Genomic DNA, 19517 nt, shown 5'->3' on the forward strand with positions numbered 1-19517 from the left:
CATCCTCAAATAAATAGAATGAGTCGCCTGCTACTTCTACTCTTTTGCATGACTGCCCTGTTGGCTAACGCCAGACAACGAGCAGCTGAGGTAGGCGTGAAAATCGGTGTCTTGCCGAAGGGGGAATTCAATGCAATTACAGATGTGAACGGAGTAAGGGTTGGGCATTTCACCCTCATTGAAGGTGACAATGTCAGGACTGGAGTGACTTCTGTCCTACCCTATGATGGAAATATCTTTCAGTCGAAAGTACCAGCGGCTATTTACCTGGGTAACGCTTTTGGGAAACTAGCCGGATACACTCAGGTAAAAGAGCTTGGCAATATTGAAACGCCCATCCTGCTCACCAATACACTTGCGGTGGCAGATGCTTCCAAGGCGCTGGTAAAATACACTTTAGCATTGCCTGGTAATGAGAATGTAAGATCAGTGAATCCTGTTGTTGGAGAAACCAACGACAGCTACCTCAATGATATTCGCAGTTTTCCGCTCCAGCCAGAGCATTTTGCAGCGGCTATTCAGGCAGCAAAATCAGGAAAGGTTGAAGAAGGCAACGTAGGTGCTGGCACTGGCACAGTTTGCTTTGGGTACAAAGGTGGCATTGGCACCTCGAGTCGGAAACTCCCCGAAAGCTTAGGAGGATACACCGTGGGTGTGCTGGTGCAAACCAACTTTGGTGGTAACCTTACAATTGACGGCGAAGCCATTGATGAAATACTGGAGCAATACCCCTACAGGAAGCAAATCCTTGGCTCGGTGGACGGTTCGTGCATGATCGTGGTAGCCACTGATGCTCCGCTTGATGCACGAAACCTGGAGAGGCTTGCGAAAAGGGCTATTTTGGGGCTAGGAAGGACAGGTGGTATTGCATCCAATGGCAGCGGCGACTACGTGATAGCTTTCTCCACTGCTGAGGGACTGAGAGTTCCTTATGATTCCCCATCGCCTCTATTACAACAAAATGTGCTGACCAACGACAGCATGACGCCGCTATTTATGGGAGTTATTGAAGCAACGGAAGAAGCCATTGTGAATTCCCTTTGGGCCGCTACTACTATGACGGGATACCAAAACCATACCGTTGAAGCACTTCCAAAGGATAAGGTGATGGATTTGTTGAAAAAGGGAGGGAAAATCAAAAAATAGAGCAGAGGAAGAACGCCAAAAAAATGAAACTGGCCAAAAATCCGTTCTTCACTCCGCTTTGCACCAATGCCTCACCCTCTGGTGAGACCTCCCACTATTACAACTTCACTTGTAAAGTAACTGCGTAGTTTCTCCCATCAGATGTCCAAATACCTGGGCCAGGGTAGAACAATGGACGTTTGGTATAGTAGGTCTCGTTCAGCACATTGTTCAGGTTTGCTTTCAGGCTAACTTTCTCGTTCAAGTGTATGGTAGCATTGATATCCACCAGCTGGTAAGAAGGCACGAGGCCAACGGCTCCATTTGCGTCCGGTGTAACCGTGTTTTGCGGGTCGGCATAGTTTTCAGCCACATAGCTATAAAGCATTGAAAGTCTGATTGACTTCCAGGCCAGATTCAAGCCGTTGCGGCTGATCCAGGGCGGCACACTCTCTACCTGGTTCCCGCTGATGTCCACATTATCCGTCCCGAACCGAATAACGGCGTCTTGATAAGTAGCGTCCATGAATGATGTAGAGGTGAATACACTTACCTTCAGGTCCCTGCTGTTCACTACTGAAGCTTCAGCAAACAGCTCTATGCCCCTGGTAACTGAGTTTCCTATATTGGTTCTGAGAATTTCAAAAGATCCATCCACAGCCTGCTGGGCCAGGTTACCCATTCGATTGTTATAGACAATGCTGAAAAGGGAAGCATCCCATTTCAGTAATTTATGACTGCCCCGAAAGCCTATCTCCGCATTGCTTCCTGAAGCGTCCTTCAAGTCGTCATCCGATATTTCATAAACTGCCCCGGGGACTATATCCTTCAACACAACAGGTCTATACGACTGCGACCAGCCGCCATAGAATCCCATATTATTGCTGAGCCGGTAGTTAAAGCTTGAGCCAAATAAAGGAAACTTATGATTGACAGCATTGGGCAATTCTTCACCTGGATAATAGTTGGTTTCTCCTGACAGTTCGGTTCGGCCGGACTCAAGCCTGAGCCCTAAATTCCAGCTGAGCGCCGATGTCAATTGCGCTTTGTTTTCTGCAAAAAAAGCAATGTTACTCGTTTTGTAGCGCAGGTCTCTGCCCCATCCTTGCTCCACCAGAGAATAGTCGAAATCACTGCCAGTAGTTCCTTTTCCGTTTTGTCTCCTGTGAAGGTTGTTGTTCATATACTGCCCCCCTACCACAAGTGTGTTAGCGATAGTCGCCAGGTTATAGTCCTGCAAGAACCGTAATTCAGTGGTGTAGCTATGGTAGTTATCAATATCCACCTTCCGGTTGGCGTATGTTCCAGTGGAGAGGTCAATTGAATCAACCACAGTTGAAGGATTGTCGAACATTACACTACTCCTTTGCCCCAGGACTGCCGAAGAAAGCACCCGCAGCTTAGATCGCCTGGAAATATCCCAGTCGACAGTGACGGACGGCACGTGAATATCTGGGCTGTAGTAATTCCTACCCCTCGTAGACATTCTTGGGTTTGCGTGATACATGCTGTCGTTCAACTGGCCAGGAAGCTGATAAACGTATTTCGACCTTGCCCATTCGACACGTGCAGTGAGATTTCTGGTTGGAAAATAACGGAGGCCAATCGACTGCGCCTCATAATCGGTGTGCCCGTTCTCCCGATATCCGTCATTGACACGCCTGCTGGCATATGCATAGTACTCAACCTTGCCTACCCTCCCGCCAACGGAGTTAAATGTGCTGAGCAAGCCAAACGAACCGATGGTATTGCTTGTTTCTACGCTAATAGCTTTCGTCGAATCCGGCCTCTTCGTAATGTAATTAAGCATTCCTCCAAACTGCCCTCCATACTGAAGGGAACCTGTTCCCCTAACCAATTCAATTCGCTCAATCGATTCGAAAGGCATGCTAAAGTGACTTGCTGGGTACCCATACATGTCAGAATTGGTCAGTGCTCCATCCTTTCGGATATTGAACTCCCATCCACGATGGGCATCAAGTCCTCTTGTCGAAATATTTACCTGATTACCAGAGCCATCCATGTCGTACACGAACACTCCGGGAATTTTGGCAAATACCTGTCTGGATGTCTTCAGGGCTACCGTGGCATTCATCTCGTCCAGAGTGACCACCTCACTTTTCTTTCCTGAAAAGATGTAAGTACCCTGAACATCAGGAAGGCGGCCCAAATCCCTTTGGGCCTCGTCTTCGACTAATATCTCATTGAGTTCAATTACCTTTAGACTGTCTTCCTTTGTTCTAGTTTGCGCACTTAGAAGTTGTGAAATGCCAACAACAATTGCCAGACCTAATATTATACTTTTCATGTTTATTAAAAGTTTTTACTAAGACCCTGGAGTTTCCATGGCTATGCAGTTATACATTCGTCACACGAAACACCCTGTAAAGGCCGGTAGCTAAATAATCAATTTGCTCCATCGAGTTTTGCTCTTTCGATAGCATACTGAGCAACCTTCCTTCCCTGATCGGTACCAACCACAGCATCAAACCGGTAATGGATACCACCGTACACCCTGGAAATAGCTGCTTCCTCAGCCCATGTATTGACCAATTCAGCCTCCTGAGGGAAAATATACGCCAACACGGCGGCGGCGGCGGCAGAAAACACACTATGGCCCGAAGTGTAGCTTGGGAAATTTGGTGTTCCCGCTATGGTCTTATAGCCAGGAATCGTTTGAATCGGGCGTGGATAGTGATAGTAATACTTGGCATCCCAGCAACTGATTCCACCGTCCATAATGGCCATGTTCATATAGGCAAAAGTTCTTGCAGAGCGAATGGGATTTTGCTTGTATTTGATGATAAAATCCTTCGCAAAACGGTTCCAATGTCCCGGCGGTGTATAGGTTCCCAAGCCATCCTGCCAGAAATTGGCGATAGCCCGCCACTCGTCGGTCATGTTGTCGGCATAGTGTTTGAGTTCTTTCACATTTTCCTCAAACTCAGCTGAGCCCGGTGCGGGTGGAGCAATTGGCCGCACTTCCTCCACAGTAGGCACATTCCACATTTTCACTTGACCAAACAACGGAGTGAGCCCTACTGGTCGGGTGGGTAGTTCAAGGTTGTCCCATTGCCAGCCAAATCTGGCAAATGCAGCCGCTTTAATTGAGTCTGACACTGCTTTTGGTGCCTGAGCCTTTTTCATACCATCACCAGCGGCCCTTGCAAGTGCTACTTTAGCTACCTCCTCACCAATGTATTTGCCAGCATCTACGTCACTTTCTACGTTGATTCCAGCCCAAATCAAGCTCTGTAAGTGCTCCTCTGCCATGGCAGTCAGATATTCCTTTTCCAAAGGAAACATAGCTGAAAGAACATCTCTGGAGCTGGTTGCTATTACCGCCCCGTGCGACGGATACGATGGAAGACTGCTCTTTTCATAGGCGGGTGTAATCGCATTGTCGACATTGTATGGTGCCTCCCGATTGAAAGTGTACTTATAGTGCCAGGCTGTTATCAGTCCGTCGAACTGTGCCACACTCAGGTAAGCAAATGCCCTGCATGCATAAGGCGGATGGGCAAATGGAAACGCTGGAGGGCCATCAGGGCTTGCCGGATTGGGTAAAGTGTAAGTGTCGTCCTCGTTTGGCCCCGGAATGAGGTTATATTTGGCAACCAGTTCGAGGGCAATCTCATTCCAGCGAATGAGCGAGTTATTGGTCCAGTACTCCACTTTTTTACGTTGGTCAGCACTCAGGTTGGCTGAGGCAGACTTGAGATCCGTTAGCTCTGCCATATACTCATCCGAAGCAACATCTGAGGGAGCTTCAACAATAATCTGATCAGCAGCAGTTAGTAGGATAGGTGTCCACGATCCGGCTTCCTCATCAAGACCGGAGTAGGCGTAGTCAGTAAAGTTTGCCATGGTTGGCAGTTCATCGTCGCACGCAGTAATCGCCAACACCATGCAAAGGCTGGTAACTGCAATAGTTATATTCTTATTCATTGAGGTCGTTTTAAAGGTCTAGATTTTGAATTGGTAGGTGAGCCCAACACCGAAATTGTTTGACTTGGCTGTATTTTTTCCGCTTATTCTCTGGCTGTAGTATAGCAAAGCCCCCAGCCCTTTTGCAGCTTTGGGGTAATACTGAGCAGTCAATCCAACCTGACCAAAGTCAACTTTATTTGTGGGCTGTGCGGCATTGTACTTTCTGATGTCGTCGCCAGAGGTTGAAACCAGCCCCTGATAATTAGCTTCTACCTTGAGGGAATAATCCATCAGCCAGCTACCTACCACTGCCTGATAGTTCCATGCATCGGGCACGTCCATCAAAGCTGTATAGTAGCTGCCATTGTTGTAGTAGTAGTCTCTTTCGGCTTCCGTCTGCCCTCTCCATAAATGAGCTCCGGTTACCCTGGCATACATTCCCTTATCGAGTTGATAATGCACAATCGCCCTTGCTCCGAATTCCGGCGCTCCGAATCCCAGCGAATAGGGCATGTAGTCCGACAGGTAATTGCTCATTGGTGTCGAGAAGCTCACGGTACTCAGCAAAGCTAGTTTTCCAGCGCCCAGCTGTTTATTCATCAATTCTCCTTTGAGCGAAATCCCGATGTCCTGAAACCCTTTGGCTCCGGCAAACTTGCCACCATTTGGTTCGCTGGATTTCGTGTTTACGTAGGGCGTCGCCACGATGAGGTTCAGTTTGTCGTGTAGTCCTATAGCAATCATGGGCAAAACGGTGTTTCTCGTCACTGTTTCGATCGTTTGATTAACCCTTAAGAGGTCGCCCTCCCAGTAGTGATCAAAAGTGCTCATGTCGTAAATCAACGCTACACACGACTCTCTTTGTTTCATCATGATGGCGTCAGTCGGCGTTTGCGCTTTTACCTGCACAAGAGTGGCAACAAAGGCACACATGCCAAAAAGAATATATTTAATGGTTTTCATTAACTTCTAGATTAAAGTGATTAGGTAAAGGAATTTAAGACGCACTTATCCTTTCAAAAGTCGGCAACTCCCTATAAAGACACAGCATTACAGGCCACCGGATAGGGAAGTATTGACCATGGCATTTCCAACGTGCCTGTTTGGCACAACGAAGTTACCTCAGCCAAAAATGCTGTAGCTGTGTTTTGAAAGTAAGTGGCTGAAAAAAGTTAGTTTTGAGACCCCGTAAAGTCGTTTACATCAACAGTGTGCCTGGCCATTCCAAAACGATAAGTGAAACCGAAATTGATCAGGTAGTCAGCAAATGCCGCATCGCCGTTGACCAACTCCCCTGTTTCTTTGGTTCTTTGCTTGTCGGAAAAATTTTGCACCCTTGCTCTGTCTACAGCAATCGGCACAGTCAGGCTAAATGCCATGTTTCCAACGCCATAGTTGACGCCAGGCTCAAGTGACACTATATAACCGGGTCTTCTGAATCCCTCATCCCCTCCGATGAGGTCGCTAGCTGGAACACCCTCCAGTCTTGCTCCGCCATAGAGGCCAAGTCCCTGCACGGGAGTTACATACAAGGCACCCAGCCGGGCAGCGTACTGATCAGACACAGATAATTCCGATGCAGAACCCCGGAAATTAGTTGTCGAATATTTCTCCCTGGGATTCACCATGTAGTACAACAGGGCGCTCACCACCAGCTTCTCTGAAATGTTGTGGTAAGCCTGAGACTCGAAAGTTATTCCAACACCACCATCACCGGGTTGTATCGATTGATCCAGGCCGGAAGTGATCACCTGATCCCTGTTAGGCCCCTGGTTGTAGAATTTTCCCTTTGCCCGGTAATTCCCAGAAGGAAGCTTCATGCCTAAACCAAGTGAAATATTGGATCCAGCATGAGTAGCAGGATCGAGCAGCCAGTAGCTGGCACCAAATCTTATATCCGCCAGCCCGCTTGAATAAGTAAAATGCCTGTCGCCGAGGCCATTGGGTGGGTTTCCGCCATGCTCGTACATCGACGACCTGGCGTGATTAACGAAAGGAAGAACAAAATTTACTGACAGACGGTCTGAAATGCCGTAGGCAACCAGAAAGTCGAGGAAATAAGAATCGTTTATTACCTCTGTCCCATTTTCGACACGCTCAGTTTCTTCATGCTTACCACGAAAGTGCTTATATGAATGGAAATACCTGAAATTGGTTGCGGCATTCCACTGTCCTTTGCCCAGCACGGCCCCACCGCCAACGTTGACACCGGCTCCTGACCTAACTGCGATACAGCCCTGAGAAAAGGCTTCACTGATACCTATAAACAGGCAAATGAGTACTATATATTTAGTAAAAGTAAATTTCATTTTGAGATGATTTTAGTGAAAGAAAAAGTATTGGATAGACCAATTCTGAAAAGTCCTGCTAGTTACCTCTTGCTATCATCGACACCACAAAGCTTTACCTGAAAACCTGCCAGCAACTTACTGAAGCACCAAACAACTATAAACAACCTCGTTTGTAGGAAACCAGCTAAAGTTTCACAGCAAATGATTGATTTGTCGGTGATGAAGAAATAACGAGATGAAAGTTCAGAATCGGTCTGATTCTGTCTTAAACTAAAATATTCCTGGGAGGAGGACTCTGAATCGAAAGATAAAAAATGTAACTGGAGACAATGTAGCCGGTGTTCTCTACGGAATAGAAACTACCGTAGGAACCCCTTTCCATTGCCACTTTCGAAATCATGTAATCTTTGGAAAGCGATTTTGAAAGGTCAACCTGTTTAGTTGTAGAGGCATCCGGCGCTGTGAAAGTACTCACATAGTCCTCAATGGCTTCATGCAGCTTTTGCTGGTTGTAGTCGGGAAGGCAAACGATGTACAGGGTATCCCCTGCATATTTTTGTTTGACCAATCTATAGTACTTTCCTTCTACCTCTATGAGCCCGTCAACTCTTTCATAGTTGGCCTGATCAGGCATGTAGGCAAGAGACACAGCTACCTTAAACTCAACTAGCTCATCTTCATTGAAGTTATCCGAATCAAGGTCGCTAACTACCTGTTGTTCAAGGTTATATTTCAGCCCCATGAACACACCGTAAAATCCGATGATGTTCAAAAGGAACAGAAAAAGAAGCGATATGGCGGTGATCCGACGCAATGAAGTAGGTATACTTTTCCGAAATGTATGCATTTAGGTGAATTATCCCAAACCCACCCTAAAGGAATAATTTATTATATTTCGAAGGCATATCTGCAACCAACCGTAAGTTCATAAGTACTTTAAGCATTACACATCGGTCTGATTGTTCAGCCTATGTGGAACATGTGAATAGTTTTTCTTTCAAAAACTTAAACTTTTCCAACATATATGAGCTTACCATTCGATCACCTTGTGATTAAAGTCGATAACTTAGAAAAAGCCACGCAAACGTTCACCGCCAGTGGCTTCGTAGTAACAAAAGGGGGGATTCACAAGGGGGGATTCTCTGAAAATGCATTAGTGATGTTCAAAGACGGAAGTTTTCTGGAGCTGCTGTCGATCAGAAAAGGCTTCAAACCATTTCTTTTGAAGCTGTATTCGAAAACCCGGGCTTTCAGGTCTCTCAAGTACTCAAAGAAATGGGGACTTTTTCACAGGTTCTACGACAGGGCTCTTTCGCTGCCTGAAGGAGTGACCGACTTCTGCCTTTTGTCGGCTGATATTAAAGCAGATTTGGTAAGGATAAACGACGGGGGTCTTTTTGTCACCAAACCAATGGCAGCGGCCAGGAAGAGGCCAGATGGAAAAAAGATCACCTGGCAAATGGCATCGACCCTCCTCACTGAGCTTCCCTTTATTCGGGGGCCCTATTCTACTCCCTCAACTCCTGCCGAGGAAGCCACAACGCATAAAAATGGCGTTACCGGTATAAAATCAATTACTCTTCTGGCGCTTGATTTTAAGGAAATGATGCGCAACCTGACCACCCTGCTAGGCCAGGAGCCCCAACAGAATACGGCTGAAGAAGACAAAGAGGCCAGATATATTATTGGTTCAACTGCCCTCATTTTAAAGAAATCGTCGGAGAATGATGCGCTCATCAAAAAATTGAGAAGCAAGGGCTTGGGGGTGTTCGGAATCGAGTGGGAATTTGGTACAAGTGGTTCGCAAGTAGATTTCGATTTTTCTAACTTACATGGATTAGTAGTGCTTTAGTACAGCAGCCGTTTTTTTAGCTTAAAGGGTTGGCTGACGAAGACAAACCAACCTTAAATGAAGAGATTAACTTACCTCCTGCCCCTACTTGGGGCGATCATTTCATGTTCTTCGCCTGATTACGATGTGATTATCCGCAACGGCATTATCTATGACGGCTCGGGCAGTGCTCCTATTAGTGCCGACCTGGGTATCAAAGCAGATACGATTGCGTTCATAGGCGACTTAAAGGACAAGTCGGGAGCTGCCGAAATTGATGCCGAAGGCAAGGCTGTGAGCCCTGGCTTTATCAACATGCTGAGCTGGGCAACCGAAAGCATCATTACCGACCCCAGGTCAATGAGTGACATCAGGCAGGGAGTTACCCTTGAAGTATTTGGTGAGGGTGTATCTATGGGGCCCCTGAGTGATAAAATGAAGGCAGACTGGGTCAAGAATGCGGAAGAAGAAACTGATATCACCCCAGAATGGACTACACTCGGAGAGTATCTGGAGTATTTAGAAACGAGTGGAGTGACACCTAATGTGGCCTCCTTCATAGGCGCTACTACCGTTCGCATTCACACAGTTGACTATGACAACCGTCCACCAACTGAGGTAGAATTAGACAGCATGCGGTTGCTGGTAAAACAGGGTATGGAAGAAGGCGCTTTGGGTATCGGTTCATCTCTGATTTATGCTCCGGCCTTTTACGCCAGCACTGAGGAGCTGATAGAACTGTGCAAGGTGGCTGCTCCCTATGGTGGCCGGTACATCACCCACATGCGCAGCGAAGGCAACCAGCTCCTGGAAGCGGTTGACGAAACAATCAGGATCGCCAGGGAAGCTGGCCTACCTGCCGAAATTTACCACCTCAAGGTTGCCGGCACCGATAATTGGTGGAAAATGGATACACTTCTTTCCATGATAGAAGGGGCAAGAGCTGAGGGCATTCAGTTGACTACGGACATGTATACCTACACAGCTGGTGCCACCGGGCTCGATGCTTCCATGCCGCCCTGGGTGCAGGAAGGTGGCCCGGAGAAATGGAGAGAGCGTTTGCAGAATCCTGATGTTAGAAAGAAGGTGATCGAGGAAATGAGAACTGCCACCAATGAATGGGAAAACCTGCTGCTATCTGCCGGTTCACCGGAACGGGTTGTGCTGCTTGGCTTCAAGAACGATTCGCTGAAGCCAATCTACACAGGAAAGACATTGGCCGAAGCCGCTGCTATTCATGGTAAGTCTACAGAGGAAACTGCCATCGATTTGGTGATAGCCGATGAGACCCGGGTGGGCACGGCCTACTTCATGATGTCGGAAGAAAACGTTAAACGCCAGATTCAATTACCATACATGAGTTTTTGCTCTGACGCTGGATCAGTGATGCCTGAGGGCAAAGTATTGGAGTCGAGCACTCACCCACGCACCTACGGCAATTTTGCCCGACTATTGGGCAAGTATGTGAGAGAGGAGAAAGTGATTTCTCTGGAAGAGGCCATCAGAAAGCTATCTTCGATGCCAGCCGAAAACATGGGCATAAGAAAAAGAGGCAGACTTGAGCCAGGCTACTATGCTGATGTGGTGATTTTTGACCCAGCGACGATTCAGGATCACGCAACCTTCGAAAACCCTCATCAGCTTTCAACTGGCGTCACAGACGTTTGGGTGAATGGCGTGCAGGTACTTAGCAACAGTGAGCATACAGGAAGCTTTCCCGGAAGAGCAGTAAGAGGCCCTGGATGGGTAGGTTACAAAGACTGATCCGGGAGTGGATGACATTCGGTTGCAAAGTAACGTGCGAAAAAAAGATATAATCAACCGGCAATTTTACTTGCTACAGTTATTCCCTTATCTTAATGAAACTATACTGACCTGACCATGAAAACTGTAGTTATTACGGGTGCCACCGCCGGAATTGGCTTTGAGACCGCCAAACAATTGGCTCAAATGGGATACAGGGTTATTCACCTTGCCCGGAATAAAGACAAAGCCAGAAAAGCTGACAGCCTTATCAAAGCTGCCGCTGGCCACGAGAATGTTCACCATATTGTGGCTGATTTGGCCGATCTCCATTCGATCCAGGAAGCTGCTGGCAAAATCAAAGATATCTCCCACAGAATTGATGCGCTTATCAACAACGCTGGTGGTGTTATAGATGCAGATGATCGCAGTAAAGATGGCATTGAAATGAACTTTACAGTCAATCATCTTGGGCACTTCTATCTCACCAATCTTTTGCTCAATGAACTGCTGGCTTCCAAGGCAAGAGTCATCAATGTGAGTTCAGAGGCCCACAAAATTGGGTACCTGAATATTGAGAAGATAAAGGAGAATAAAGGTCTAACACCTGGCTTTAAAGGATATGGCGATGCCAAACTATGTAATCTGTTGTTCACTAAATCACTTCATGAACAATACAGTGACCGTGGGCTTACCGCCTTCTCGGTTCATCCAGGCGTTGTAAAAACCAATTTCGGTCATAACATGAAAGGTTTTGTGAGTGGCGTTATCAAATTTGCGCAGCTCTTCATGATCACACCTTCCAAAGGAGCTTCCACTTCGGTTTATCTGGCCACGAAAGAAGGAATTGAAAAAAATAGCGGTGGTTATTTCAAATCGAGGCGTTTAACCACTCCTTCCACCCAGGCCACAAGCGACGAAAACGCCGCGAATCTTTGGGCGCTAAGTGAACAAATGATAAAGGAAGCCCTGGAAAATTAGTTACCCTTCACAACAGTGAACTCAACTCTTCTGTTGAGCTTTCGAGTGTCCTCCGACGCATTGGATGCGATAGGTTTGGTTGGCCCAAAGCCTTGGCCAGTCAATCGGCTCTTGTCGACTCCTTTGCTAACCAGGTAATCTATCACAGTCTGCACCCTGCTTTCCGACAATTCGATGTTGGGTTTAATAGGCCCCTGGTTGTCGGTATGACCTGAAATGAGTATTTCCACCTCCGGGTTGTCTTCCATCATTTTCCTTACCCTTTCAAGGTCTGCCTCTGAGCCCTTGATCATATTGGCTGTGCTCTGCTCGAAAAGCACATGTGAAAGCGTTACCGTGTTGCCGACAGATAGTGGCTGCAATAACACTGTCTCGTTGATTTCCTTTCCATCAAATGTTTCGGCTACCAACTGTTCCTCCAGATACCCCTTGGAGGAAACTGTGAGGGCATAAGAATGGCCATTCTCCAGAGCAAAACTAAACGTTCCATCACTACCTGATTGGTAATTGGTATTATAATCCGACGTTTGCCCAGTGACTGCTATGTCTACAGACAGCGTTCCAAGTGTCTTGGCATCTCTCACGATTCCGGAAACCTGAGTGGTGGCCACTGTTGGGGCTGTCACTGTCGGCACAAGTTCAGGATCGACAGACGGTTTAACAACGGCACCAATGAGCGGCGTTTGTGGAATAGTATCCAGCCTTTGAGCTACTATGTCTGACTTGATTTTCACTCTTTTGATATCGCTGTAACCCTCTGAGTTCTGCGTGCTGGTGAGGTAAGCGAAATCGCCCCCCGGCTGAAACGAAAACGATAGCTCGGTACCAACAGTATTGACTTTGTCCCCGAGGCTTACAGGCTCCGACCAGTTTCTCCAGGAATCGTCAAGCCTTTCTGAATAGAACAGGTCTCTTCCTCCCTGCCCGGCAATCCCATTGGAAGCAAAAATCAGTGTTTTATAGTCTTCTGCTAAGAACGGAGTATTTTCCTGAAAGGCAGTATTGAGCATAAAGCCAAGGTTCCGGGGCGATGAGTAGCTGCCGTCTGATTCCCTGAAGCATACATAAAGGTCTTCTGTACCATAGCCGCCGGGTGCTTCTATCGAAAGCAGCAAAACCGTTCCGTCCGCTGTCACCCAGCCACTTTGATGACTGCTCTTGTTATTGAAGTACTTAACGTTCAACCTTTCCGGCTCCGTCCAGTTGCCGCCGTTTCTACGGCTGGTAGCTACGGCTTTTCTGAGTATCCCGTCTTTGTCTTTGTAGTCAGTGGAAAGATACATCAGGTTGCCGCCATCAGTAAAACCTATGATAGCATTGAGTCCGTCGCTATTCAATGGTGTGCCCAGATTTTGCGCCGGGAGCCAGCCTCCCGAAGCCGACTGCTCGCTCATCCAGATATCTCCCTTATCTCCTTTGCCTCCCACATTAGCGGGGTGTTGAACTCTGGTAAAGAACAACTTTGTGCCAGAAGGGTGCATCACAGGGTTTTCTTCAAATGAAGGGGAATTGATATTATTTCCCACTGTCTCCTGACCATCATAAACGGTTAGGTTTTGGGCGTTGACTAACACGGAACAAAACAGAAAGGCGGCAGCAATAAAAAGCGCTAAATACTTCATTAAACAGGATTTTCGGCAAAGTTAATAGAATAACGAACAATCGTGCCCGGATAAGGCAATCGGTATGGCGAAAATTGGGTGAGCGGTCGGGTGAAGATACCTTCGAAGCATGTTTACAAGCCAGACATCAAACCTAGTATCCTCGATCCCTGTCAATTGTATTCTTCAACGGCTGTCCCTCCATCATGGCTTTATAATTAGCCACAATCTGGGGAGCCGCTGCCCCAGGATTGGTGATGCTGGCTATATGTGGAGTAATGAACACTTTTGGATGGCCCCAAATTGGGTGATCCGTTTGAAGCGGTTCCTTTTCGAAAACATCCAGAAAGGCACCCGACAGCGTTCCGTTGTCAATGGCCCCGATGATATCATCTGTTACCTGATGATGGCCCCGGGCGGCATTGATCAGATAGGTGCCCCGGTTCATGCCCTCAAAAAACTTTTTGTTCAGGACGCCCTTAGTTTCCGGTGTAGCTGGCAACAAGCACACCAACACATTTATTTCCCTGAGAAAAGCACTTAGCTCACCTTCACCGGCGAAGCACTGAATTCCATCAACCTTCTTACGGCTATTCGCATATCCAAATACATCGAACCCGAGGGCTTTCAGCTTCCTGCCGGCATCCTGGCCCAGTACACCGAAGCCCATGATGCCTATCCGGCAATCGACTTCAGGCGGCGATGGCTGATCCCAAATGTGTGCTTTTTTATCGGCGAGGTATTTCTCAAACCGCCGATGATGATACAAAACCGCAGAAACGATATAGTTGCTCATCGAGAAGCTTAGGCCCTCATCGACAATGCGAACCACGGGCACACTGTCAGGCAGCTCCGGATCCTTGAGTACATGATCAACCCCTGCCCCCATGGAGCAAATAAGCTTGAGATTAGGAAAAGCTGTCAGCGACCCGGTCGGGTGGCCCCACACGACTGCGCAGGTTACTTCCGATTGGTCTCCAGTCTCAGGCCAAATTCTAACATCAAGGCTTTCATCTGCGTTATTGAATTCCCTGATCCACCGGCTTAAGTCCCTGTTTGGCGCAATAATTACTATCGACATAGACTATTTTCTGCTTATAAATGGGTTATCCTTTATATAAAAGCGCCACGGTTTCAGTGCATCTTCACCGGCGTAATCGACCCCTATTCTGGTCGTGGCAACTATTTCTTTCTCCGTCACGACAATTCCTCTTTCTTCCAGCCAGATAGAAGGCCCTAAAAGTGACTCCCCTGTGTTCGCAACTTTAATACCAAGGGCCTCACCTACCGTTCCGGGGCCAGCTGATATTCTCTTGAGTGACGTCTTTCTCCGCCGTTCCATCATTTTTTGTGCACCTTCGAGCGGCTCCACTGCCCTGATCAACACAGCGTCGGCATTGCCCTCAACGTTTGTTACCACATTGACCATGTGGTGGATTCCATAACAAAGATAAACGTAGGCCACTCCCCCTTCCTGAAACATCACTTCTGTGCGGCTCGTTTTTCCAAACCGGCAGGCATGGCAGGCCATGTCGTTTACACCACTGTAGGCCTCTGTTTCAACAATCATTCCGGCAGTCAATTCTCCATCAAAAAAAGTGCACAAGACCCTTCCCAGCAAATTCTTCGCCACGGGCACCACATCATTTCCCACATAAAAGTCTTTTGAGAGCGGTTTCGCTGGCATTTCGATCCTTGTTGTTTACCTGCTGAATATTAATCCATAACTTCGGCTGGACAATACAAAACAACGTTCAAACAAACCTTCATCAAAATATGAGAAACATTTTCGCACTTGCGGTGGCTTTGATTTTTACCGGACTGTCATCACATGCACAAATCAGTACGCCGGCGGCGAGCCCGTCCTGTAGTATCACCCAACAAATAGGATTAACGAATCTGTCGTTGGAGTATTCAAGACCAAGCGCCAGGGGGAGAGCGATTTTTGGCGACTTGCTGCCCTATGGTGTTGAATGGAGAACAGGTGCCAACTCACCTACTACCCTTACATTCGACAAGCCAGTAATGATCAGAGGACAGGAACTGGCAGCGGGAAGCTATGTGATTTCCTCAGTGCCTGGCAAAACAGAATGGACGGTCACGTTCTCGCAAAACGACCAAAAGGTGATGAGTCTCAAAATAATGCCCGTTGCCTACCCTGCTCACGTGGAAACATTGAGCATCCAGTTTGAGAAGATCACCGAGACTTCAGCCGACCTTCAAATTCTCTGGGAAAAGACACTGATCTCGATCCCGATGGCGTTCAAGACGGACGAGCAGGTAATGGCGCAAATTGAAAGTTTTGCTAAAAATCCCGAAGCAAGCCTGGCCAACTCTTACTACCAGGCCGCCAGCTACTATCTCAACACTGGCCGAGACCTGAACAAAGCATTAGAGTGGGTTAATAAGGCCATCGCTGTAAACGACGGGTTTTTCTGGCAGCACAGAACCAAGGCGCTCATCCTCGCTGGCCTGGGCAAATACAAAGAGGCTATTGCGTCAGCACAAGTGAGTACTGAGAAATCAAAAGTCGCTGGCAATGCTGACTATCCAAGGCTCAACGACAAGTCGATTGCCGAATGGCAGACTAAGAAATAATTGAAAAAGGTCGCAAGGATGTCAAATGATCTCTTTGCGACCTTAAAATCACTGCCAATCGAACTTTTAGTCTTTAAAGACTGCTTTCATATTATCAAATGACACACTATGGCACTGACTAAAGACAGTTATCTACCTGTTCCCTGGGATTTCAGAGAGGTGATGGACGAAGTAAGAAAGCAGGAAAAAGATGGCGTGATATATTACTTCACTACTGAACCGGAAATGGAAACGGCTGAAGGAAAAATTTCAGATATCATTGAGACACCCGAAGGCGAATTCCTGCTCACTTCCAAGGGTCATAAGGTGCGGTTGGATAAGATCGTCACTCTTTACGGTAAGCCAGGGCCGTCTTTCCATATCTACGATGGTTACTCCAATGTCTGTCTGAATACCCACAAAGACAATTGCTGATTGGAAATAAGAAAGATCAAAGCTGAAGACACATGGCCAGTCCGGCACAGGGTAATGTGGCCCGACCAACCCTTTGACTTTGTGAAAGTGGATGAAGACCACGAAGGCATCCATTATGGTCTTTTTGTTGACGATGAGTTGGTATCCATCGTTTCACTCTTCCTCAAAGATGGCAAAGCACAGTTCAGGAAGTTCGCTACCGAAGTTGAACATCAGGGAAGAGGCTATGGCACTTTCCTGCTCAACTACCTTTTGAAGGAAACCAAAGGTCTTCGTGTATCATCCATTTGGTGCAATGCCAGAACAGAGAAAGCCGGATACTATGAAAGGTTCGGATTTCTGAAAACGAACGCTACCTCTACGAAGGGCGGCATCGAGTTTGTGGTGATGGAGAAAGTGTTTGCTTAGGGTGCCCGGCTTTATGTCTTTTTTGAATTAATTGATACTATATTGTAGAAAGCAAAGCAAAAAAATAATGAAAGTGCTTAATTATCGAATTTTACTGAGAGAGGAGCCGGAAGGTGGGTTTACGGTACTTGTCCCAAGTCTCGAAGGTTGTATAACTTATGGTGAAACCCTCGATGAAGCAAAAAAAAATGCCAGAGAGGCGATAGAGCTCTATATAGAGTCATTGGAGGCTGATGGTACACCGATCCCATCAGATAATTTCCTAGAATATACTCTCCAGATAGAGCATGCCTGATTACAGCTCAAATGGCATTATAAAAAAGCTACTTGAAGTCGGCTTTACTCTCGATAGAGTAAAAGGTAGCCACCATATCTACAAGAATAGAGAGGGAAGACGTGTGGTTGTTCCGCATCCCAAAAAAGACTTACCCAAAGGCACTTTCAATTCTATTTTGAAGCAAGCCGGGCTCCAAAAATAGAGGTTTTAAATTTGAACACCCCTTTTCTCCCCATGCCTCCAGCCATTAATAATACCGACAGTATGGGCCATCAGTTGAGTTGGTGAAGTGTTCAATGGCAATGTTCTGTTGACATGCATATTCCGCTGTGCTGGCCCTGGTTTTGGAATCAACTCTTCACTGAAATTGGAAATCTTAAAATCGGGTAACAAACTAACACAGGAACCTGCCAGGTAGCTGGGCAATAGCATGTTGCTGCCATGCACGCCAATACAAACATGGGAAGCCGCATACACTCTCAACCATCTTTCTTCCTGTGCGGCAAACTCGGCATAGTCCAGTCTCTCATCTCTCAAATAAGGCAATGAAAGAGTCCTTCCAATGCCAATTGCCTGTACTTCTACATCAAGCTGCCTTCGAAGCTTCTTTACAAACGACCTTAGATAACTTTTTTGTCTCAGAGCAAAATACCACTTCATCTTACGAAGCCAGCCAAATTTGATGCAGGCCAGATAAAAAAACGAGTCGAAACGGCTTCGAAGCCAAAACCTGTCCTCACGAAGGATCAACGTCACCCTGAAAGGCCTGGTCTTCAATGCCTTGAAGTCAAAAGGCTGTATTTTGGTAAGTCGAGTGAAATCGAACTCTTCCAGCGGCAGATCCATCCGCACGTGCGCTAGCTCAAACGTTTGTAACCGTTCAAGCTGGCTTGTCACAAATTCATGAAAGCCTCCGATTTTGAAATCCAGCACATTAAACGGTGCTCTAACCAACCATATTTCAGACACTGAATCGGGGACAAGGTGCCTGAACGCCGGATGAATAATTACTACGGTGTCTTTTTCTGGATTATTTTCGAGCTCTAGCACATAAGCCAGCTTGTACAGGCAATGGCCATAACAGCCGTCAAGGCAATTGACAAGGATCACCGGTTTTGAGACGTGCTTGAGCACCTCTACTTCAAAGCTAGCTCCTGCTTTTGACGGAGATTTCACTGCCCGGATAAAAAGCTCAACCAGCCATTTGGGCGCTGAGCGGGTTGATGCATCGGGCTCCTCACTTTCGTTTAGCTTGACCGGATTGTTCACAAAATGTCCGGAGGGAAAGGCTTCGAGCCCATCCTCATGTCTGACTGCCACATAGTTTCCCCAAAATAACAAAGGCTTCCTGGCGACACCTATGGAAGGGCCGTCATCGATCAGGTAAATAGGAGAAGTCTGTGTAGAAGGCAACTGGCAGCTAGTCGTTCAACGTTTTCGGCACCGTCAAGCTTGTTCCCAATTGCTCATTCATCTTCTTGATAAAATAAGCAGACAGCAAAGGTGACTCCAATTCAATATTTTGATGGATAAAGAAGTAAAGCTTTTCCAACCCTTGCTCCTTCCAAGCCTTTATCCGCACGAGCCAGTCATCAAGCCTCGGGTAATCAGTGGGATGATTGGCGCCCACATAGCGAACAAATGCATGGGGGGTAGTTAGTCGCATGTGCATCATATCTCTTCTTCCGGCGGTATCCACCAGCACATTGGCTACCCCCTTGTCTTCCAGCAACTGGTAGAATTTTTCAGCTGAAGCAGAGTCGGTAAACCAGTCTTCGTTGCGCACTTCAATAGCCAGCGGAATCACTTTCGGAAACTCATCGATGAACTTGATGACCCTGTCGAAATCCTTTGGTTTGAAGTTGTCGTGCATTTGCAAAAATACCATTCCGAGCTTTTCTTCCAGGCCACTGATGGCATCACAATACTCATCCACTACCTGTTTCGTATCTATCAATCTCTTAAAATGGCTGATGGAGTTCGTAAGCTTGGGGAAGAACTTAAAGTCATCAGGCGTTTTCTCCTTCCACTTCAGCACCTGATCCTTTTTTGGAGAGTTATAAAAAGTAGCATTCAGCTCTATACTATTAAACTGTGTGCTGTAATAGCTCAGCTCGTCTTTTGTACCTTTTGGATAGAAGTTTTTCAAATCAGTCTTGTTCCACTTCGCACAACCTACAAAGGCCTCAAAACTGCCGTTTCCTTTGGAGAGCACTTTAGCAGTATCAGGATGATCAGAGGGAATTGTAAAGTCAATAATACCGGGGTCAGGAACGGAACCGAATTTCATTTATTTGAACGTTTAATTGAGCATCCAA

At 46.9% G+C, this 19517-nt stretch carries 19 protein-coding genes; 9 read left to right on the forward strand and 10 right to left on the reverse strand.

The window, feature by feature from the left end; genetic code table 11:
* Positions 1 to 18 precede the first annotated feature (18 nt).
* Positions 19 to 1146, forward strand: a complete 1128-nt coding sequence (locus RIG68_RS27060) for a DmpA family aminopeptidase (RefSeq protein ID WP_350129871.1) — start codon at positions 19 to 21, stop codon at positions 1144 to 1146.
* Between the two features lie 97 nt (positions 1147 to 1243).
* Here RIG68_RS27060 and RIG68_RS27065 read toward each other — a convergent pair whose 3' ends face one another.
* The 5 genes from RIG68_RS27065 to RIG68_RS27085 all read right to left on the reverse strand — a co-directional run bounded on the left by RIG68_RS27065 (position 1244) and on the right by RIG68_RS27085 (position 8193).
* On the reverse strand, positions 1244 to 3433 hold the full coding sequence (locus tag RIG68_RS27065) for a TonB-dependent receptor family protein (RefSeq protein WP_350129874.1): 2190 nt from the start codon (positions 3431 to 3433) through the stop codon (positions 1244 to 1246).
* A gap of 98 nt (positions 3434 to 3531) precedes the next feature.
* A complete protein-coding gene (locus tag RIG68_RS27070; RefSeq protein WP_350129877.1) occupies positions 3532 to 5073 on the reverse strand; it encodes a vanadium-dependent haloperoxidase in 1542 nt (513 codons plus the stop codon).
* 18 nt (positions 5074 to 5091) lie between these two features.
* Positions 5092 to 6018, reverse strand: coding sequence for a transporter (locus tag RIG68_RS27075; RefSeq protein WP_350129879.1), 927 nt, complete (start codon positions 6016 to 6018; stop codon positions 5092 to 5094).
* Between the two features lie 209 nt (positions 6019 to 6227).
* Complete coding sequence (locus RIG68_RS27080; RefSeq protein WP_350129882.1) at positions 6228 to 7364, reverse strand: transporter family protein; 1137 nt, start codon at positions 7362 to 7364, stop codon at positions 6228 to 6230.
* 247 nt (positions 7365 to 7611) lie between these two features.
* On the reverse strand, positions 7612 to 8193 hold the full coding sequence (locus RIG68_RS27085) for a hypothetical protein (protein ID WP_350129884.1): 582 nt from the start codon (positions 8191 to 8193) through the stop codon (positions 7612 to 7614).
* Positions 8194 to 8370: 177 nt separating this feature from the next.
* Between RIG68_RS27085 and RIG68_RS27090 the strand changes: the two genes are divergently transcribed.
* The 3 genes from RIG68_RS27090 (at position 8371) to RIG68_RS27100 (ending at position 11901) form a co-directional block, all read left to right on the forward strand.
* On the forward strand, positions 8371 to 9198 hold the full coding sequence (locus tag RIG68_RS27090; RefSeq protein ID WP_350129887.1) for a VOC family protein: 828 nt from the start codon (positions 8371 to 8373) through the stop codon (positions 9196 to 9198).
* Between the two features lie 57 nt (positions 9199 to 9255).
* Entirely contained in the window at positions 9256 to 10941 is a 1686-nt protein-coding gene (locus RIG68_RS27095) for an N-acyl-D-amino-acid deacylase family protein (RefSeq protein WP_350129888.1), read from the forward strand.
* A gap of 117 nt (positions 10942 to 11058) precedes the next feature.
* Positions 11059 to 11901: an SDR family NAD(P)-dependent oxidoreductase gene (locus RIG68_RS27100; RefSeq protein WP_350129891.1), complete on the forward strand. Its 843-nt coding sequence runs from the start codon at positions 11059 to 11061 to the stop codon at positions 11899 to 11901.
* On the opposite strand, the gene RIG68_RS27105 is transcribed toward RIG68_RS27100, so the two are convergent.
* The 3 genes from RIG68_RS27105 to RIG68_RS27115 form a co-directional block, all read right to left on the reverse strand.
* Positions 11898 to 13523 carry an OmpA family protein gene (locus tag RIG68_RS27105; protein ID WP_350129894.1) on the reverse strand — a complete coding sequence of 542 codons (1626 nt, stop codon included), beginning with the start codon at positions 13521 to 13523 and terminating at the stop codon, positions 11898 to 11900. The two genes, RIG68_RS27100 and RIG68_RS27105, sit on opposite strands and share 4 nt — an antisense overlap.
* 133 nt (positions 13524 to 13656) lie before the next feature.
* The gene (locus RIG68_RS27110) at positions 13657 to 14583 is read right to left on the reverse strand and encodes a 2-hydroxyacid dehydrogenase (protein ID WP_350129897.1); all 927 of its coding nucleotides are present in this window, start codon (positions 14581 to 14583) and stop codon (positions 13657 to 13659) included.
* Positions 14584 to 14586: 3 nt separating this feature from the next.
* Entirely contained in the window at positions 14587 to 15189 is a 603-nt protein-coding gene (locus RIG68_RS27115; protein WP_350129900.1) for a DNA-3-methyladenine glycosylase, read from the reverse strand.
* 89 nt (positions 15190 to 15278) lie between these two features.
* Here RIG68_RS27115 and RIG68_RS27120 point away from each other — a divergent pair, with 89 nt between their 5' ends.
* The 5 genes from RIG68_RS27120 to RIG68_RS27140 all read left to right on the forward strand — a co-directional run bounded on the left by RIG68_RS27120 (position 15279) and on the right by RIG68_RS27140 (position 17401).
* On the forward strand, positions 15279 to 16100 hold the full coding sequence (locus RIG68_RS27120; protein WP_350129903.1) for a DUF2911 domain-containing protein: 822 nt from the start codon (positions 15279 to 15281) through the stop codon (positions 16098 to 16100).
* A 108-nt stretch (positions 16101 to 16208) separates the two neighbouring features.
* Positions 16209 to 16514 (forward strand): hypothetical protein, encoded by a 306-nt coding sequence (locus RIG68_RS27125; RefSeq protein WP_350129906.1) that lies wholly within the window; start codon positions 16209 to 16211, stop codon positions 16512 to 16514.
* Positions 16515 to 16922 (forward strand): GNAT family N-acetyltransferase, encoded by a 408-nt coding sequence (locus tag RIG68_RS27130; protein WP_350129909.1) that lies wholly within the window; start codon positions 16515 to 16517, stop codon positions 16920 to 16922. It begins immediately after the preceding gene.
* A gap of 67 nt (positions 16923 to 16989) precedes the next feature.
* A complete protein-coding gene (locus RIG68_RS27135; protein WP_350129912.1) occupies positions 16990 to 17217 on the forward strand; it encodes a type II toxin-antitoxin system HicB family antitoxin in 228 nt (75 codons plus the stop codon).
* Positions 17210 to 17401, forward strand: coding sequence for a type II toxin-antitoxin system HicA family toxin (locus RIG68_RS27140; protein WP_350129915.1), 192 nt, complete (start codon positions 17210 to 17212; stop codon positions 17399 to 17401). The genes RIG68_RS27135 and RIG68_RS27140 overlap by 8 nt, the downstream gene beginning before the upstream one ends.
* Positions 17402 to 17406: 5 nt before the next feature.
* Here the strand turns inward: RIG68_RS27140 and RIG68_RS27145 are convergent, their stop codons facing one another.
* A complete protein-coding gene (locus RIG68_RS27145) occupies positions 17407 to 18612 on the reverse strand; it encodes a hypothetical protein (protein ID WP_350129918.1) in 1206 nt (401 codons plus the stop codon).
* A gap of 7 nt (positions 18613 to 18619) precedes the next feature.
* Positions 18620 to 19489 (reverse strand): DUF72 domain-containing protein, encoded by an 870-nt coding sequence (locus RIG68_RS27150; RefSeq protein ID WP_350129921.1) that lies wholly within the window; start codon positions 19487 to 19489, stop codon positions 18620 to 18622.
* Positions 19490 to 19517 lie beyond the last annotated feature (28 nt).

The organism is Imperialibacter sp., assembly GCF_040222385.1.
Taxonomy (GTDB): Bacteria; Bacteroidota; Bacteroidia; order Cytophagales; family Cyclobacteriaceae; genus Imperialibacter.

Excerpts from the sequence above, each read along its gene's own strand:
- RIG68_RS27140 (WP_350129915.1), top strand. The coding sequence starts at position 17,210 with ATGCCTGATTACAGCTCAAATGGCATTATAAAAAAGCTACTTGAAGTC.
- RIG68_RS27100 (WP_350129891.1), top strand. The coding sequence starts at position 11,059 with ATGAAAACTGTAGTTATTACGGGTGCCACCGCCGGAATTGGCTTTGAG.
- RIG68_RS27110 (WP_350129897.1), bottom strand. The coding sequence starts at position 14,583 with ATGTCGATAGTAATTATTGCGCCAAACAGGGACTTAAGCCGGTGGATC.
- RIG68_RS27090 (WP_350129887.1), top strand. The coding sequence starts at position 8,371 with ATGAGCTTACCATTCGATCACCTTGTGATTAAAGTCGATAACTTAGAA.
- RIG68_RS27065 (WP_350129874.1), bottom strand. The coding sequence starts at position 3,433 with ATGAAAAGTATAATATTAGGTCTGGCAATTGTTGTTGGCATTTCACAA.
- RIG68_RS27075 (WP_350129879.1), bottom strand. The coding sequence starts at position 6,018 with ATGAAAACCATTAAATATATTCTTTTTGGCATGTGTGCCTTTGTTGCC.
- RIG68_RS27095 (WP_350129888.1), top strand. The coding sequence starts at position 9,256 with ATGAAGAGATTAACTTACCTCCTGCCCCTACTTGGGGCGATCATTTCA.
- RIG68_RS27060 (WP_350129871.1), top strand. The coding sequence starts at position 19 with ATGAGTCGCCTGCTACTTCTACTCTTTTGCATGACTGCCCTGTTGGCT.
- RIG68_RS27070 (WP_350129877.1), bottom strand. The coding sequence starts at position 5,073 with ATGAATAAGAATATAACTATTGCAGTTACCAGCCTTTGCATGGTGTTG.
- RIG68_RS27080 (WP_350129882.1), bottom strand. The coding sequence starts at position 7,364 with ATGAAATTTACTTTTACTAAATATATAGTACTCATTTGCCTGTTTATA.
- RIG68_RS27105 (WP_350129894.1), bottom strand. The coding sequence starts at position 13,523 with ATGAAGTATTTAGCGCTTTTTATTGCTGCCGCCTTTCTGTTTTGTTCC.
- RIG68_RS27150 (WP_350129921.1), bottom strand. The coding sequence starts at position 19,489 with ATGAAATTCGGTTCCGTTCCTGACCCCGGTATTATTGACTTTACAATT.
- RIG68_RS27120 (WP_350129903.1), top strand. The coding sequence starts at position 15,279 with ATGAGAAACATTTTCGCACTTGCGGTGGCTTTGATTTTTACCGGACTG.
- RIG68_RS27115 (WP_350129900.1), bottom strand. The coding sequence starts at position 15,189 with ATGCCAGCGAAACCGCTCTCAAAAGACTTTTATGTGGGAAATGATGTG.
- RIG68_RS27135 (WP_350129912.1), top strand. The coding sequence starts at position 16,990 with ATGAAAGTGCTTAATTATCGAATTTTACTGAGAGAGGAGCCGGAAGGT.
- RIG68_RS27125 (WP_350129906.1), top strand. The coding sequence starts at position 16,209 with ATGGCACTGACTAAAGACAGTTATCTACCTGTTCCCTGGGATTTCAGA.
- RIG68_RS27085 (WP_350129884.1), bottom strand. The coding sequence starts at position 8,193 with ATGCATACATTTCGGAAAAGTATACCTACTTCATTGCGTCGGATCACC.